The 15691-nt window shown below is 68.5% G+C and carries 12 protein-coding genes; 11 read left to right on the forward strand and 1 reads right to left on the reverse strand.

Features of this window, described 5'->3' with window-relative positions; translation table 11 throughout:
• Positions 1 to 68: 68 nt before the first annotated feature.
• Positions 69 to 569 carry an Lrp/AsnC family transcriptional regulator gene (locus LGN19_RS33330; protein WP_122949689.1) on the reverse strand — a complete coding sequence of 167 codons (501 nt, stop codon included), beginning with the start codon at positions 567 to 569 and terminating at the stop codon, positions 69 to 71.
• A 188-nt stretch (positions 570 to 757) separates the two neighbouring features.
• Here LGN19_RS33330 and LGN19_RS33335 point away from each other — a divergent pair, with 188 nt between their 5' ends.
• The 11 genes from LGN19_RS33335 (at position 758) to LGN19_RS33385 (ending at position 15627) form a co-directional block, all read left to right on the forward strand.
• Positions 758 to 1774 (forward strand): 1-aminocyclopropane-1-carboxylate deaminase, encoded by a 1017-nt coding sequence (locus LGN19_RS33335; protein ID WP_226219493.1) that lies wholly within the window; start codon positions 758 to 760, stop codon positions 1772 to 1774.
• Between the two features lie 586 nt (positions 1775 to 2360).
• Positions 2361 to 3773 (forward strand): undecaprenyl-phosphate glucose phosphotransferase, encoded by a 1413-nt coding sequence (locus tag LGN19_RS33340; protein WP_226219495.1) that lies wholly within the window; start codon positions 2361 to 2363, stop codon positions 3771 to 3773.
• Between the two features lie 52 nt (positions 3774 to 3825).
• Complete coding sequence (locus LGN19_RS33345) at positions 3826 to 4995, forward strand: polysaccharide biosynthesis/export family protein (protein ID WP_226219496.1); 1170 nt, start codon at positions 3826 to 3828, stop codon at positions 4993 to 4995.
• A complete protein-coding gene (locus LGN19_RS33350; RefSeq protein ID WP_226219497.1) occupies positions 4992 to 5471 on the forward strand; it encodes a low molecular weight protein-tyrosine-phosphatase in 480 nt (159 codons plus the stop codon). The genes LGN19_RS33345 and LGN19_RS33350 overlap by 4 nt, the downstream gene beginning before the upstream one ends.
• Positions 5468 to 7762, forward strand: a complete 2295-nt coding sequence (locus LGN19_RS33355) for a polysaccharide biosynthesis tyrosine autokinase (protein WP_226219499.1) — start codon at positions 5468 to 5470, stop codon at positions 7760 to 7762. The genes LGN19_RS33350 and LGN19_RS33355 overlap by 4 nt, the downstream gene beginning before the upstream one ends.
• Entirely contained in the window at positions 7759 to 9006 is a 1248-nt protein-coding gene (locus LGN19_RS33360; RefSeq protein ID WP_226219501.1) for a glycosyltransferase family 4 protein, read from the forward strand. Before LGN19_RS33355 ends, LGN19_RS33360 begins: the two co-directional genes overlap by 4 nt.
• Positions 9003 to 10211 (forward strand): polysaccharide pyruvyl transferase family protein, encoded by a 1209-nt coding sequence (locus LGN19_RS33365; RefSeq protein ID WP_226219503.1) that lies wholly within the window; start codon positions 9003 to 9005, stop codon positions 10209 to 10211. The genes LGN19_RS33360 and LGN19_RS33365 overlap by 4 nt, the downstream gene beginning before the upstream one ends.
• A complete protein-coding gene (locus LGN19_RS33370) occupies positions 10205 to 11497 on the forward strand; it encodes a lipopolysaccharide biosynthesis protein (protein ID WP_226219504.1) in 1293 nt (430 codons plus the stop codon). The genes LGN19_RS33365 and LGN19_RS33370 overlap by 7 nt, the downstream gene beginning before the upstream one ends.
• Positions 11487 to 12614 carry a hypothetical protein gene (locus LGN19_RS33375; protein WP_226219506.1) on the forward strand — a complete coding sequence of 376 codons (1128 nt, stop codon included), beginning with the start codon at positions 11487 to 11489 and terminating at the stop codon, positions 12612 to 12614. Before LGN19_RS33370 ends, LGN19_RS33375 begins: the two co-directional genes overlap by 11 nt.
• A 7-nt stretch (positions 12615 to 12621) precedes the next feature.
• On the forward strand, positions 12622 to 13656 hold the full coding sequence (locus tag LGN19_RS33380) for an acyltransferase family protein (protein WP_226219508.1): 1035 nt from the start codon (positions 12622 to 12624) through the stop codon (positions 13654 to 13656).
• Positions 13657 to 13719: 63 nt separating this feature from the next.
• Positions 13720 to 15627 carry a ShlB/FhaC/HecB family hemolysin secretion/activation protein gene (locus tag LGN19_RS33385; protein WP_319000674.1) on the forward strand — a complete coding sequence of 636 codons (1908 nt, stop codon included), beginning with the start codon at positions 13720 to 13722 and terminating at the stop codon, positions 15625 to 15627.
• Positions 15628 to 15691 lie beyond the last annotated feature (64 nt).

Raw genomic sequence — 15691 nt, forward strand, 5'->3', positions numbered from 1 at the left:
TCGGCAAGCGGACAGGTTGGCGGGTAGGCCCGGCGCCGGTCCGACGTGCATGCGCTGAACACGCGTGCCTACAGCGGCAGCGCATGCGTCGACAGAATCTCCTTGAGCACCATGAACGAGCGCACCTGCCGCACGCCCGGCAGGTACAGCAACTGTTCGGCGTGCAGCCGGTTGAAGCTTTCGTTGTCGCGCGTGCGCACGAGCATGAAGTAGTCGAATTCGCCGGTCACGACGTGGCACTCGACACATCCCGACACTTTCTGCGCGGCCTGCTCGAACGCGGCGAACGCTTCGGGTGTCGAGCGATCGAGCACGAAGCCGATCACGACCAGCATGCCGGCACCGAGCGGCTTCGGGTCGAGCAACGCGACGATGCCGCGGATCAGCCCCATTTCCTTCAACCGCTCGACGCGCCGCAGGCACGCCGGCGCGCTCAGCTTCACCTTCGCCGCGAGGCTCACGTTGGAGATCGACGCGTCCTGCTGCAGTTGCCGCAGGATCGCGCGGTCGATGCGATCGAGCGTCGGTGCGGCGTCGGCCGGCGCGGTGCCGCCTCTCTCTAATTTCATTGCGTCAATCTCCGTTTCAGCGCATTCAAATTGTTTTGAATACGCGATCTCCTTCGATAACGTAGGCCGTGGAGATTTATTTCGCAAGCTCATTTCTTGCCGTCATCCCTATCATTTTTCCATCGGGATGCCGCCGCTGGCCGCGCCCGGACACCGCAGCCACCTTCACCGCCCTCCGGAGTTCGTCGATGATCCTGCAACGTTTCCCCCGTTATCCGCTCACGTTCGGCCCGACGCCGATCCAGCCGCTCAAGCGCCTGAGCGAGCACCTCGGCGGCAGGGTCGAGCTGTATGCGAAGCGCGAGGACTGCAACAGCGGCCTCGCGTTCGGCGGCAACAAGACGCGCAAGCTCGAATACCTCGTCCCCGACGCGCTCGCGCAGGGCGCGGATACGCTCGTGTCGATCGGCGGCGTGCAGTCGAACCAGACGCGCCAGGTCGCCGCCGTCGCCGCGCATCTCGGGATGAAGTGCGTGCTCGTGCAGGAGCACTGGGTCAACTATGACGATCCGGTGTACGACCGGGTCGGCAACATCCAGCTGTCGCGCATGATGGGCGCGGACGTGCGGCTCGTGTCGGACGGCTTCGACATCGGCATTCGACGCAGCTGGGAAGAAGCGATGGAGAGCGTGCGGCAGGCGGGCGGCAAGCCGTATCCGATTCCGGCCGGTTGCTCCGAGCATCCGCTCGGCGGGCTCGGTTTCGTCGGTTTCGCGGAAGAAGTGCGTGCGCAGGAGGCACAACTCGGCTTCAAGTTCGATTACATCGTCGTGTGCTCGGTGACGGGCAGCACGCAGGCGGGGATGGTCGTCGGCTTCGCGGCCGACGGACGCGCCGACCGCGTGATCGGGATCGACGCGTCGGCCACGCCCGAGCGCACGCACGAGCAGATCACGCGCATTGCGCGGCACACGGCCGAGCTCGTGGATCTGGGCCGGCCGATCACCGCAGCGGACGTGGTGCTCGACACACGCTACGCCGGCCCCGAATACGGGCTGCCGAACGACGGCACGCTCGAAGCGATTCGCCTGTGTGCGCGGCTCGAAGGCATGCTGACCGATCCGGTCTATGAAGGGAAATCGATGCACGGGATGATCGACAAGGTACGGCTCGGGGAATTCGAACCCGGGTCGAAGGTACTGTATGCCCATCTCGGCGGCGTGCCGGCGTTGAGCGCCTATAGCGAGATTTTCCGGAACGGGTGACGGGATCGGGATGAAACGCCGGCGCGCAGAGGATCGCGTGCCGCCCCCCCGATCGCGGCGATTGCCCGGATCGCCGTTACTGCTGTGCCCGCCCTCCGTCCTCCATCCTCCGTCCTGCGCCCCATTCCGTCGGCTGTCCCCAATCCTCGCTTTGTTCGCACGCGGCGCTCCGCTTGCTGCGATTCGTTCGCCTCGACGACCCGCCATTGCGCGTCATTCTGAAGACAAGTCTGACGCCGTCATGCGCGCCCTCACAGATAAATCCTACGGATTCGTACACGTACTAATCCATTTCCACGGCATTTAGTAGGCGTTCTATTTAAATCAAGCCCCTGCTTCCTGAAAATTAACCCCGTCGAGTCGGTCGCAACGTTTCGCAAGCATTCGCCCTTCATGGCGCCAGGCACGAGAAGCGCCGTTGCAATTCATCCGGTCGACCGGCACCCCAGGCAGCGTCTCCTTCCCCGATGGCATTTCCCATGCAGTGGAAACAGCGGCCGCGCTCCGCTTCGGCCGGGCTCGCGGTTTCGCGTCGCGATCGGGACGACGGGCGTCCCTTTAAATCAGAACGGCAGCAGGAGGGTATATGGATACTTCATTCGAACCACGGCACGCGCATGCAGCGCGTGCCGCAGGCGGCCTGATCGCGCGCATGGCTGACGTCGCCCTGATTTCGTCCGGCGCGCTGGCCGCCGCGCTGGTATTGCCGGGCCCGGACGGCGACCGGTCGTCCGAACTGGCCGCCGTCGCGTGCGCCGCGACCTTCGCGCTGGTGCTGTTTCCGGCCTTCCGCCTCTACGCGGCGCCGACGCGCCCCCCCAGGCTCCGCACCGCGCTGCTGACCGCGTTCGCGTGGCTGATCGCACAGGCCGGCGCGGCGCTCGTGATGCAGGTACTCGCGCCGACCCTGGCCATTCCGTTGCCCTGGCACCTGCTCTGGACGGCGATGAGCGGCATCGCGCTCGTCGCGTCGCGCATCGTCGCCGGCACGACGCTCGAACGGATCGGCCGCCCGCAGGAAAGCGATCGCCTCGTCGCGATCGTCGGCACTGGCGCCCATCGCGACGCCGTGCTCGATCGCATCGCCGATGTGCCGTCGGCCGGCTTCCGCGCGGCGGCGATGTTCGATATCGCCAGCACCAGCACGACGGGCCCCGACGGCATGCCGCGCTTTTGCGATCTCGAGACGTTCGCCCGGCATGTCCGCACGCACGCAATTCCCGAAGTCTGGCTCGCGCTGCCGATCGGCGAGGCACGCATCGTGATGGCCGTGCTCGACGCATTCCGCGACGATCTCGTCAACATCCGCTTCATGCCCGACGTCAGCAAGCTCGCGATGTTCGACGGCGAGATGATCGACCTCGTCGGCGCACCGGCGATCAACCTGGTCGCGTCGCCGCTGTCGTCGCGTGCGTTGCTGCACAAGGCGATCTTCGATCGTGTGTTTGCGGCCACCGTCCTCGTCGCCATGGCGCCACTGCTGCTCGCGATCGCGGCGGCCGTCCGGCTGTCGTCGAACGGCCCCGTGCTGTTCCGCCAGCAGCGCAAAGGCGCGGATGGCCAGGCGTTCACGATCTTCAAGTTCCGCACGATGCGGCTGCACGAAGCGGGCAGCGAAGTGCGCCAGGCGACGCGCGACGATCCGCGCATCACGCGGGTCGGCGCGTTCCTGCGCCGCACGAGCCTCGACGAGCTGCCGCAGTTCCTCAACGTGTTGCGCGGCGAGATGTCGGTCGTCGGCCCGCGCCCGCACGCGCTCGAGCACGACGACCTCTACCGGAAGATCGTCGACGGCTATATCCACCGCTACCGCGTCAAGCCCGGCATCACCGGGTGGGCGCAGATCAACGGCCTGCGCGGCGAGACCGACCGCCTGGAAAAAATGCAGCGCCGCGTCGAAGCCGATCTCCACTACCTGCGCAACTGGTCGTTCGCCCTCGACATGCACATCGTCCTGGCCACCGCGCTGCGCGGCTGGTCTCACCGCAACGCGTACTGATACGCAAGCGGCACCGCCACCGCGCGCCGCCGCACCACGATAAGGATCACTGATGACTTCCGCCATGATCGAGCGGGCTGGATCCGCTCGTCCCTACCGCATGCGCACGCTGCTGGCCGCAACGGTCAGCGTCGCGCTGTCGGCCTGTGCATTCGCACCCGGCATGCAGATGAGCGCACCGCCCGCCGCCACCGACGGCCAGCCTGCCGGCAACGTCACCGCCAACGGGAGCGCCCTGCCGTTCCGGATCACGACGATCGACGCGAGCCTGATTCGCCAGCTCGACGCCCAGGCCGTGCAGCGGCAGAACCTGCCGTCCGACCGGCTGGCGGCCGCGCCCGGCGCTTACCGTCTCGGCCCTGGCGACGTGCTGCAGATCACCGTCTGGGATCACCCGGAACTCGCTGCCGCGCAAGGTTCGGCACAGCAGAACGCACCGCGCGCGGCCGATCCGGTCGCGGGCTTCGTCGTCGATCCGCACGGCAACCTGGCGTTCCCGTTCGCCGGCAGCGTGCCGGTCGCGGGTCTTACCGCCGACGCCGCGCAGGCACGCATCGCCGCCGCGCTGTCGCGCGTCTATCGCAATCCGCAAGTGACGTTGCGCGTCGCGTCGTTCCGCTCGCAGCAGGTCTATATCGACGGCGAAGTCCGCACGCCGGGCGCGCAGCCCGTCAACGACGTGCCGATGACGCTCTACGAAGCGCTCGGCCGCGCGGGCGGGCTCGGCACGGCCGCCGACCAGAGCCGCATGACGCTCGTGCGCGACGGCGTGTCCTATCCGCTCGACCTGACGCGCATGCTGCGCGACGGCCGCAATCCCGCCGACGTCGTGCTGGCCGCGGGCGACCTGCTGCACGTGCCGGCACGCAGCGACTACGGCGTGTACGTGATGGGCGAAGTGAACAAGCCATCGCTCGCGGTGCCGCAGCGCGACGGCCGGCTGACGCTGTCCGACGCGCTGTCGCAGGCCGGCAGCGTGAACGCCAATACCGCCGACGCCGCGCAGATGTTCGTGATCCGCGGCTCGCAGACGGGCGATCCGCAGGTGTTCCACCTCGACGCGCGCTCGCCCGTGTCGATGGTGCTCGCCAACGAGTTCGCGCTGCAGCCGAAGGACATCGTCTACGTCGACGGCAACGGCCTGGTGCGCTTCAGCCGCGTGCTGAGCCTGCTGCTGCCCGGCGTCAGCACCAGCGCCACCGCGGCGCTCGCCGTCAAATGAGCGCGATCGCCACGCTGCTCGTCGTGTGTGTCGGCAACGTCTGCCGCAGCCCGATGGCGCAGGCACTGCTTGCCGCGCGCCTGCCCGGTGTCGACGTGCAGTCGGCCGGCATCGGCGCGCTCGACGGCCAGCCGGCCGACCCGCACGCCATCGACCTGATGCGCGAGCGCGGCCTCGACCTCGCCACGCACCGCGCGCGCCAGGTGATGTCCCGGCACGTCACGCGCGCCGACCTGATCCTGACGATGGATCTCGCGCAGAAGCGCTGGCTCGAGCGCCGCCACCCGTTCCTGTGCGGCCGTGTGTTCCGCCTCGGCGGCACCGCTCACGGCGTCGACGTGCCCGATCCGTATCTCGGCCCGCGCGCATCGTTCGAACGCAGCCTGCGGCTCATCGAGCGCGGTGTCGACGCGTGGTGCGCGCGCATCGCGCCGGCCGCCTCCCCCTCCACCCCGCTTTCCGGACCGAATCGATGACCTCTCCCGTTTCCCGCGAACGATCGCACGATCGCGGCGCCGAGCTCGACCTCGCCGGCGTCGTCGACGTGCTCGTGTCCCAACGCTGGCTGATCGCGCTGACAACCGCCGCCTGCATCGGCGCCGGCACGTTGTACGCGTTTCTCGCCGCGCCGCAATACCAGGCCGACATCCTGCTCCAGGTCGAGGACAGCGGCGACACGACCGCCGCGAAAAGCATGCTCGGCGACGTGTCGTCGCTGTTCGACATCAAGTCGAGCGCCGCGGCCGAGGCGCAGATTCTCGCGTCGCGGCTCGTCGTCACGCGTGCCGTCGACGAGCTGCGCAGCTACATCGTCGCGCAGCCGAAGCGCTTTCCGCTGGTCGGCGATTTCGTGTCGCGCTTCAACACCGGCCTCGCGCACCCCGGCCTCCTCGGGTTCGGCGGTTATGCATGGGGCGAGGAAGCGATCGGCGTCACGCGCTTCGACGTGCCCAGGCCGCTCGAAGGCGAGCGCTTCGACCTGACGCTGCTCGACGGCCAGCGCTACCGGCTGACCGGGCCGGCGCTGCCGTCGGCTATCACCGGCCGCATCGGGCACCTCGAAACCTTCCCGACCGCGAGCGGCCCGATCGCGATCGACATCGCGCGCATCGACGCGAACCCGGCCACCCGCTTCACGCTCGTGCGCGAATCGCGCGCCGAGACGATCGACACGCTGCGGCACGGGCTCGACGTCCAGGAAAAGATCAAGCAGTCGGGCGTGATCGTCGCGACGCTGCGCGGCGCCGATCCGCAACGGATCCAGGCGCAGCTCCAGGCGGTGGCGAACCACTACGTGCGCCAGCACATCGAGCGCAAGTCCGCCGACGCCGCGCAGTCGCTCGCGTTCCTCAACGCGCAGCTGCCGGTGCTCAAGCGTCAGTTGCAGGACGCCGAGCAGCGCTACACCGACATGCGCAATGCGAACGGCACGATCGATCTGACCGAGGAAGCGAAGCTGATCCTGCAGCAGACGGCCGACGCGACCACGCGCCGCCTCGAACTGCAGCAGAAGCGCGACGAGATGGCCGCGCGCTTTGCGCCGGGCCACCCCGACATGGTCGCGCTCGACGCGCAGATCGCCACGCTCGGCCGCGAGCAACGCGGCTTCGAACATCAGGTGCGACGGCTGCCCGACCTGCAGCAGGAGGCCGTGCGGCTGATGCTCGACGTGAAGGTCGACACCGATCTCTATACGGCGCTGCTCGCGAACACGCAGCAGCTCGAACTGGTCAAGGCCGGCAAGACCGGCAGCGTGCGGCTCGTCGATACGGCGATCGTGCCCGAGGATCCCGTGCGTCCGAAGCGCCCCTTCGTCATCGCGGCGGCCGCGCTGATCGGGCTCGCATTCGGCATCGCGCTCGCCTTTGCACGCGACTTCCTGTTCGGCGGCGTCCGCCACGCGGACGATATCGAGCGGCATCTCGACATCGACGTCTACGCGACGATTCCCGATTCGGCGGCCCAGCGGCAGATGGTGCGGCGCATCGCGCAGCACGCCCCCGGGCCCAACCTGCTGAGCGCGCGGCACCCGCACGATCCGGCCGTGGAAAGCCTGCGGAGCCTGCGCACGGCGCTGCGCTTCGCGATGCAGGGCGCGCGCAACAACGTGCTGCTGCTGAGCGGCCCCGCGCCGGGCGCGGGCAAGTCGTTCGTCGCGGCGAACTTCGCGGCGCTGCTCGCGGCCAACGGCGAGCGCGTGCTGCTCGTCGACGGCGACCTGCGCAAAGGTCATCTGCACGATTCATTCGGTGTCCCGCGCGAGCGCGGCTTCGCCGAGCTGCTGTCGGGTACGGTCGCACCGGCCGACGTGACCCACCGCGACGTGGTGCCGCATCTCGATTTCATCCCGACCGGCGCGGTGCCCGCGCATCCGTCCGAGCTGCTCGCCGACGCACGCGTCGCCGCGCTGCTCGACACGCTGTCGGCCCGCTACGACGTGGTCGTGATCGACGCGGCGCCGATTCTCGCCGTGACCGACGCGGTCATGCTCGGCCGCCACGCCGGCACCGTGCTGCTCACGGCGCGCGCCGCGTCGACACGCGTCGCCGAACTGGGCGAAGCCGTGCGGCGCCTCGCGCACAACGGTGTCGCCGCGAGCGGCGTACTGCTCAACGGCGTCGATCCGCACATCGGCCGGTACGGCTCGCGCTACGGTGCTTATCGCTATACGCAGTACCGTTACGCGCCATCGCTTTGCAGTCTGGCATCGTCGATCGGCCGCACGCTGCGCGCGCTCGTATCGCGCCGCCGGGGAGGCCCGCGATGAGCGATACCCGTCACCTCGAACGCGCCACGGTACGCGATGCCGCGCAGGCGGGCGCTTCCGCCACGACCGCATTGCGCGCCCGGCAAGCGCCGGCGCGTGCGGCACGCCTGCGGATCGCGCTCGTCGTCGAAGCCGCCGGCGGCGGCGTGGCCGTCCATCTCGCCGACCTGATCGACGGGCTGAGCGCAACCGACGGCATCGAGCTGCACCTGATCGTGCCGCACGGCCCGCGTTTTGATGAAGCGATCCTCGATGCGCGCGTGCTGTCGCGCTGCGCAAGCGTGCATGCGGTGCCGATGCAGCGCGCGGTCGGCTGGCGCGACGCGCTCGCGGTCGCCCACGTCTATCGCCACCTGCTGCGCATCCGCCCCGACATCGTGCACAGCCACAGCTCGAAAGCCGGTGCGATCGCGCGCCTGTGCGTCGGGCCGTGGCGACAGGTGTACACGCCGCATGCGGTCTATACGCTGAACCCGACGCTGGGCACCCGCCAGCGCCGTTTCTACGGAGCGATCGAGCGGCTGCTCGGCCGCCGGTGCACGCACCGGATCGTCGCCGTCTCGCACGACGAGGCCCAACACCTGAACGAAACGCTCGGCATTCCGGCCGCGCGCATCAAGACGATCGTCAACGGGGTCCGGCCGCCCGCACCGATACCGCGCGAGGCGGCACGACGTGCACTCGGCATCGCGCGCGACGCCTGCGTCGTCGGTTTCGTCGGGCGCTTCGACCATCAAAAAGGCATCGACCGCCTCGTGCGGATTGCGCGCGGCGTGTATCGCCAATGTGGCCGCACCGTGCAGATCGCCGCGATCGGCTCCGGCGACTTCATCACGGCGGCCGGCAACGAGGCCGACGATCTGCCGCCGAATCTTCACGTCGTCGGCCGCGTGAACCACGCGAGCCGCTATTTCTCCGCGTTCGACCTGTTCGCGTTGCCGAGCCGCTACGAAGGCTTTCCGTACGTGTGCCTCGAAGCGATGGCGGCCGGCGTGCCGATCGTCGCCACGCAGGTGTCCGGTGCGACCGAGCTGATCGCCACGTACGACATTGGCGTCGTGGTGCCCAACGAAGACGACACGACGCGGTTCGCGCGCGCGATCGTCGCGCTTGCCAACGATCCGGCCGCGCGCGACGCGCTGCGCGCGAACTGCACGGCGGCCTTCGGTCACTTTTCGGCCGACACGATGGTCGCGCACACGCTCGACCTCTATCACACCCTTTCCAGACGAGGCCCGGCATGACGCCCCCTACCCACGTCGCGCTGCTGCACGCGTACAGCGCCCGCAACTCCGGTGACGGCCTGCTGGTCGACCTGTCCGTCGGCCTGCTCCGGGAAGCCTTCGGCGATGCCGTCCGCGTGTCGATCGTCGCGGCCGATCCGGCTTCGTTTCCGGCGTACGACGACGTGCGCGCAGCGCCCGTGCTCGCGGAACGCGGCAAGGACCGGCTGGTCGGTGCCGCCGCTGCCGCGCTGCCCGTTCGAATCAACGGCAGACTGAACACACTGCGCGGCCTGCTCGACGAAGTCGACCTGATCGTCGGTGTCGGCGGCGGCTATCTGCGCGCACGCACGGCGATCGAAGCGCTCAAGCTCGAAGCCGGCCACCTGCTGCAAATGCGGGCCGCACTCGCTTCCGGCAAGCCCGCCGTCTATCTGCCGCAAAGCATCGGCCCGGTGCTGTCGTCGCGCGCCGTCGGCACGCATCTTCAGTCGCTGCTCCGCGCATTCGATACGGTGTTCGTGCGCGACGACCGTTCCGCCGCACTCCTCGCCGCGAATCCGAATACGCGGCGCGTGCCCGATCTCGCAGTGCTCGACTTCGGGCATCGCAGCGACGCCATCCTTCGGCATGCTCCGCCGACAGGCGACACCGCCCGCCATGTCGCATTCGTGCTGCGCCGCGCCCCCGCCTGGAGCGCGCAACGACGCGCGCGCTATGACGCATCGATCGCGCGGCTGGTCGAGCAGGTACGTGCGACGTGCCGAGTCAGCTTTGCCGTGCAAAGCACGGGGCGCGGCAACGACGATCCCGCGTACTACCGCGGCCTCGGCATTCAAGAGCCGCTGACGCCGCTCAAGACGCTCCTCGAAACCGACCGGCCGGACGTCACGGTATCGGTTCGCCTGCACGGCGCGCTCGAATCGATCCTGCATGGCGTACCCGCCTTCCACGTCAGCTACGAGCGCAAGGGCTTCGGGGCCTATGCGGACATGAAGCTCGGCGACTGGGTCGTCAACGGCGCGGATTTCGATCCGGCACGCGTCTGCCGGACCATCCTCGGCCCCGGCGCGACTGCGGCGTTCTGGCATGCCGCACATGGCGGGTTTGCGCGCATCCGAGCCGCACGCGCGCGCGTGATCGACGCGCTGCGCGCGGCCCGTCGTGCCGATTCCGGCTCCGACGTCGGCACGCAAGCCGAAGCCGACGAGGTCGTGCCATGCTGATGCGCCTGCTCCTGCGTAGCCTGGCGCTCGCCCTGAAATTCGCGCTCGCGATCATCGTCGCGCGCACGCTCGGCTTCGACGCGGTCGCCGCATACGGGCTCGCAGTCGCCGCCGCTGTGATTACCTCGAAACTGCTCGGCCTCGGCTTCAGTCCCGAACTCAACCGGCGGCTCAGCGAACCCGATCCGCTGCCCGCGTTCGGCGCAATGCGCACCCTCTGCGTCGCATACGGCGGGCTCTACCTGCTGCTTGTCGCGACGCTCGCCATCGCGACCGCCAACGGCGACGCAGCTCTGCTCGCCCGCGTCGGCATGCCGACGCGGCTTGCGTGGTGCGTGCTGCTCGTCGCGCTGTCCGAGCATGCGGCATTCGAGGCGAACGGCTGGCTGTTCTCGCTGCATCGGCCGCGCGCCGGCTCGCTGCTGCTGTTCGTCCGCACCGGCGCATGGGCCGGCGTCGCGGGAGCCGGGTTGCTCGTCGGCGCCCTGCATTCGATCGAAGCGGTTTTCGCGCTGTGGTTCACGGCCAATGCGTGCGTCGTCGCGCTGTCGCAGTGGCGTATCGGCGCGGTTGCGCGCCAGGTGCACGGCCGCCCTCAGGCGGCGCGCACACTCGCCGTGCGCGAGCGCGGTGTCCTGTCGGTCTGGCGGCACGGGTTGCCGTTCTATGTGGCCGGCGTGGTCCTCGCATCGTTGCAATACGCGGAGCGGTTCATCGGCGGCGGCCACCTGAGCGCCGATGCGCTCGGCCGGTACGTGTTCGCGTGGTCGATCGCCAACGCGATCCAGGCACTCGCGTTCTCGACCGTCGTCGTGACAGCCGGCCCGCGTTTCGTGCGCGTGCTGTCCGACGCGCCGCACACATTCTCCCGGCTTGCCGTTCGCGCGACGGTGGCCAGCGTGATCGTCACGTCGATCGCGGCGGCCGCGGTCCTTGCGCTGCATCGCGACCTGTTCGCGCTCGCGCACGAACCGGCGAACGCGGGCCAGTTCACGCTGCTCGCGATCCTGCTCGTGTCGTTCGTGCTGCGCGGCGCGGCGGACGTGCTGTGGACGGCCGCGATCGCGCTGCGTGCCGGCCGCGCCGTGATGGTGTCGACGATCGCGCTCGCGCTGTCGTACCTGCCGCTTGCGTGGAGCCTGATCGTTCATGCAGGCGCGATGGGGGCGGCAATCGCCCATCTGACGGCAAGCGCCGGCATCGTCGCCGCGCTGGCGCTGATCGTCGCGCGCGCCGGCCGTTCCCGCGCGACCTTCAGCACGGAGGTTGCCCACCATGCTGCGTAACCTGATTACCGGCGGCCCCGCACTGAGCCGCGGCGTGACGCGCGCCGTCGGCGCGATGATCGTGTTCGTCTACTGGATAGTCTACGCGAAGGCCGGCACGTTCCTGCCCGAGTTCGTGTTCCGTGACGCGGAGAAGATCCAGAGCCAGATCGGCGGCGGCAGCACCTACGAGGGCACGTCGTTCGATGCGGTCGCGAAGTTCTATGCGCTGCTCGGCCCGGCCGGCACGTCGCTGTTCGTTGCCGCGATCGGCACGGCCTTCATCTGGCGGATCGTCGGCGAAGGCCGTCGCCTCGGGTCGCTGGCCGCGACCATCGTGCTGCTCGCGCCTTGCGTGTTCTTCAACCTGTTCGTCGCGAGCAAGGACACGCTCGTCGTGCTGATCGCGCTCGTGCTGGCCAGCATCGCGCGACGTCGCTCGACCGTGTGGACCTTCGCGGCCATCGTGGCGCTCTACGCCGGCTATGCAGCTGTCGTGCGCGGCTACTTCGCGTTGATTCTCGCGATCGCGCTGGCCGCGTTCCTGTTCCGGCACCTGTCATGGCGCGGCAGGACGTTGCTGATCGGCGCTGCCGCGATCGTGCTGTTCCTGCTGCCGCCGGACCTGTACTACCTGCTCCAGCATCCTCGCGACATGGCAGCCGACTATCTCGCCTACGGCTCGCCATTCGGCGCGCGCACGAGTTTCTACAACCCGGTCGCGCCGGATTCGTTCATCGCCTTTTGCGCGAACTATGCGTACGCGGTGCTGCGGCTGAATCTGCCGCTGCTGTTCGACGTGGGCCTCAAGGAATGCGCAATGCAGCTGTTCGTGTGGATCGCGCTGGCCGCCGTGTGGCGTCGTGCGCGGCAACGTCCGCATCCGGCCCGCGATCTGCTCGCCTGCGTCGTCATCGGTCACGTCGCCGTATCGATGCTGTTCGAACCCGATCTCGGCAGCTATACGCGCCACCTTTCCAGTGTCGCCTTCCTGTGCGCACTTCAGTTCGCGGGATTCGATCCGCGTGCCGGTCGACGCCGGCCGACGCGCGAGGCCGCGACGCACCGCACGCGGCAACCGAACGCGCTCGCCAGGCCCGCGCTCGATCGCCTGCCACACATGGACATCACCCGCTGAACCCGACATGCAGACCGTCCCCCTCCATTCCGGCATCTTCCAGAACCTCCAGTGCGCACGCGCGTTGGCTGCGCTCGCCGTCGTCGGCTATCACATGGGCGTGCTTCCGTTCGGGCAGGCCGGCGTCGATATCTTTTTCGTCATCAGCGGCTTCATCATGTCCGTCGTCGCGCCACGCGAGGGGCGCGCGTTCCTGCGCAAGCGCCTGGTCCGGATCGTGCCGCTCTACTGGCTGACCACGCTCGGCGTGTTCGCGATCGCGGTCGTGAAGCCTCACTGGCTGAATTCGACGACGGCCGGCATCGACTATCTCGTCAAGTCGCTGCTGTTCGTGCCATACGTGAAGGAGAACGGCCATTGGGGGCCGCTGAACCTCAACGGCTGGACGCTCGAATACGAGATGCTGTTCTACCTCGTCATCGCCGGATCGATGTGGTTCGTCCGCGCTCGCCATGCAACGACGTTCGCGGCGCTCGCACTTGCGCTGTTCTGTGCGTACGTGGCCGCCGGCGGCCCGGCAGGCGAAGTCGTCGCTCATCTCGGCCAGCCGTTCGTGCTCGAATTCGGGCTCGGCGTGCTCGCCTGCCGGGTGCTCGAAACCGGCATCGCGGGATGTCTTCCGCGCTTTGCGTGGCTCGCCGCGGCCGCGGCGGCGCTCGCGGCGATACCGCTCGCCGCCACCCTGCTCGGCACGCCGGCCGGCTTTGAACGGGTCTTCTGGTGGGGCGTGCCGGCCTGCATGTTGATCGTCGCCGCGGTCGCGCTCGACCTGCGCGGCTGGACAATCGGGAACGCGATGCTCGCCCGGCTCGGCGATGCGAGCTATTCGATCTATTTGCTGCATCCGTACGTGATCGGCGCAGCGAACAAGATCGTCGGTGTGCGCCTCGATGCCGGCACGTGGTCGGGCATGGCAGCCGTGCTCGTCACGCTGGCCGCCGTCTGCCTATGCGGCTTTGCCTGTCATGCGTGGATCGAGCGGCCGATGCTTGCTGTGTTGAAGCACCGATTGTCGCGGCAGCGCCGTGCATCGGCGTCTTGAGCCCGGATGCGATTGAATCGAAGAATCTGACAAAAATGAATGATGGGAGCAAGTCACTCGTACTTGTTCCATATTCATCCACGGAACCATTTCGTAACATCGTCGGCATTCCAAACGGCTGGCGCGGAAGACCACGCATCGGCCCAAAGGCACAACCGCTCGAGGTCGAAAATCCGCTTCATCCGTTCTCTCGACGCCGTGCCCGGGACACCCCCGATGCCGGCTCAACTACCCGCTCCCCCTCCCGCCACGCTGGCGGCCGTGCCCGGTGCCTGGCCATCCTGCCGCCCCGAACCTGTCGTCGGAAAGCGATCCGGCCCGTTCCGCATCGCGTGCCTGACCGGTCTTGCGCTGTCGCTTCACGGTTTCGCGCATGCGCAAGTCCAGGTCCCCAATGCAGGCCAGTCGCTACGCGACGTCGAGACGCTTCGCCCTGCATTGCCCGCTCCCGCCGCGCCCGATCTGGCCATGCCCGCGCCAGGCAACGAACCCGCACCTGCCGCAGTTGGCGGCCCCCGTATTCCAGTCAGCGCATTCGACATCGAAGGCAACCAGGCGATCGACGCCGCGCCGCTGCACGCGTTGCTTGCCGATCTCGTCGGCCGTGAGCTCGACTTCGTCGCACTGAACGAAGCCGCCAGCCGGATCACCACCTATTATCGCGAGCACGGCTACGTACTCGCTCGCGCCTACCTGCCGCATCAGGACATCGAGAACGGCGTCGTCCGCATTGCAGTCGTCGAAGGACGATACGGGCAAGTCGAACTGCGCAACCGCTCGCGCGTGCTCGACGGCGTGCTGCACCAGCCGCTCGGTGCGGTACAGGCCGGCGATATCGTGCGCGGCGCGGATCTCGAACGCTCGCTGACCTTGCTGGACGAGCTGCCAGGCGTCGCCGCGAAGGGCACGCTGCGCGCCGGTCAGCAACCCGGTACGACCGACTTGCTGATCGATGCGGAGCCCGGCCCGTTCGCCACCGGCTCGCTCGAACTCGACAACTTCGGCGATCCGCTCACGGGCCGCTATCGCGCGACCGGCGGCATTGCCGTGAACTCACCGCTGCGGCTCGGCGATCAGCTCACGCTGCGCGGCCTCACCAGCAACACGAACCAGCGCTACTACCGCGCGGGCTACCAGGTGCCGATCGGCCCTGCTTCGACCCGGATCGGCGTCGGCTATTCCGAGATGAACTACCGGCTGGGCCGCGAGTTTCGCCCGCTCGGCCTCCACGGCCGCGCGAGCGTGCAGAGCGCGTTCGTCGCGCAGCCGCTGCTGCGCGGCCGCCGCGCCAGCCTCACGGCGCAGGTGCTCTACGAAAACAAGAACCTGCACGACGACTACGGCGTGTTCGAGTCGGTCAACAGCAAGAACATCGGCCTGTGGTCGTTCACCGTCAACGGCAACAGCAACGACGATGCCCTCGGCGGCGGCCGCACGGCGTTCTCCGCCACGCTCGGCATCGGGCGGGCACGCGGCAACGACGCGCTCGACACGAACACCTACGCGAAGACGTTCGGCCGTTTCACGAAGCTGAACCTGAATGCGCTGCGACTGCAATCGCTCGGCACACGGCTCCAGCTCTATACGCAATTCGGCGCGCAACTTGCGTCGCGCAATCTCGACGCATCCGAGAAATTCAGCCTCGGCGGCCCTTACGGCGTGCGCGCGTATGCGCTCGGCGCGGGCAGCGGCGACCAGGGCTGGCAAGCCAGCGCCGAGCTTCGCTACCTCGCCGCGCCGGGATGGCAGGTGAGCACCTTCGTCGATACCGGCCGGATGCAGATCAACAAACAGCGGTGGCGCAACGAACTCAACACGCTCCAGCTTTCGGCGGCCGGGGTCGGCGTGAGCTGGTACGGCACGAACCGGCAAATCAGCGTCACCGCCGCGTGGCCGCTGGGCTCGGCCGACGACGTGCCGACGGTCACGCGTTCGCCGAGCGTCTGGTTGCAGGCCGCGCAGTATTTCTGAGCGGTCTTCAGGACATGTCCGACCTGGTGCGGGAACCAGGTCGGACAGCAACGACGGACGGCGA

It is taken from the genome of Burkholderia sp. AU30198 (assembly GCF_020419825.1).
GTDB lineage: Bacteria > Pseudomonadota > Gammaproteobacteria > Burkholderiales > Burkholderiaceae > Burkholderia.

What these genes read in the sequence shown, in the direction of transcription:
- LGN19_RS33330 (WP_122949689.1), bottom strand. Translation starts at nt 569, where the DNA reads ATGAAATTAGAGAGAGGCGGCACCGCGCCGGCCGACGCCGCACCGACG.
- LGN19_RS33335 (WP_226219493.1), top strand. Translation starts at nt 758, where the DNA reads ATGATCCTGCAACGTTTCCCCCGTTATCCGCTCACGTTCGGCCCGACG.
- LGN19_RS33340 (WP_226219495.1), top strand. Translation starts at nt 2,361, where the DNA reads ATGGATACTTCATTCGAACCACGGCACGCGCATGCAGCGCGTGCCGCA.
- LGN19_RS33345 (WP_226219496.1), top strand. Translation starts at nt 3,826, where the DNA reads ATGACTTCCGCCATGATCGAGCGGGCTGGATCCGCTCGTCCCTACCGC.
- LGN19_RS33350 (WP_226219497.1), top strand. Translation starts at nt 4,992, where the DNA reads ATGAGCGCGATCGCCACGCTGCTCGTCGTGTGTGTCGGCAACGTCTGC.
- LGN19_RS33355 (WP_226219499.1), top strand. Translation starts at nt 5,468, where the DNA reads ATGACCTCTCCCGTTTCCCGCGAACGATCGCACGATCGCGGCGCCGAG.
- LGN19_RS33360 (WP_226219501.1), top strand. Translation starts at nt 7,759, where the DNA reads ATGAGCGATACCCGTCACCTCGAACGCGCCACGGTACGCGATGCCGCG.
- LGN19_RS33365 (WP_226219503.1), top strand. Translation starts at nt 9,003, where the DNA reads ATGACGCCCCCTACCCACGTCGCGCTGCTGCACGCGTACAGCGCCCGC.
- LGN19_RS33370 (WP_226219504.1), top strand. Translation starts at nt 10,205, where the DNA reads ATGCTGATGCGCCTGCTCCTGCGTAGCCTGGCGCTCGCCCTGAAATTC.
- LGN19_RS33375 (WP_226219506.1), top strand. Translation starts at nt 11,487, where the DNA reads ATGCTGCGTAACCTGATTACCGGCGGCCCCGCACTGAGCCGCGGCGTG.
- LGN19_RS33380 (WP_226219508.1), top strand. Translation starts at nt 12,622, where the DNA reads ATGCAGACCGTCCCCCTCCATTCCGGCATCTTCCAGAACCTCCAGTGC.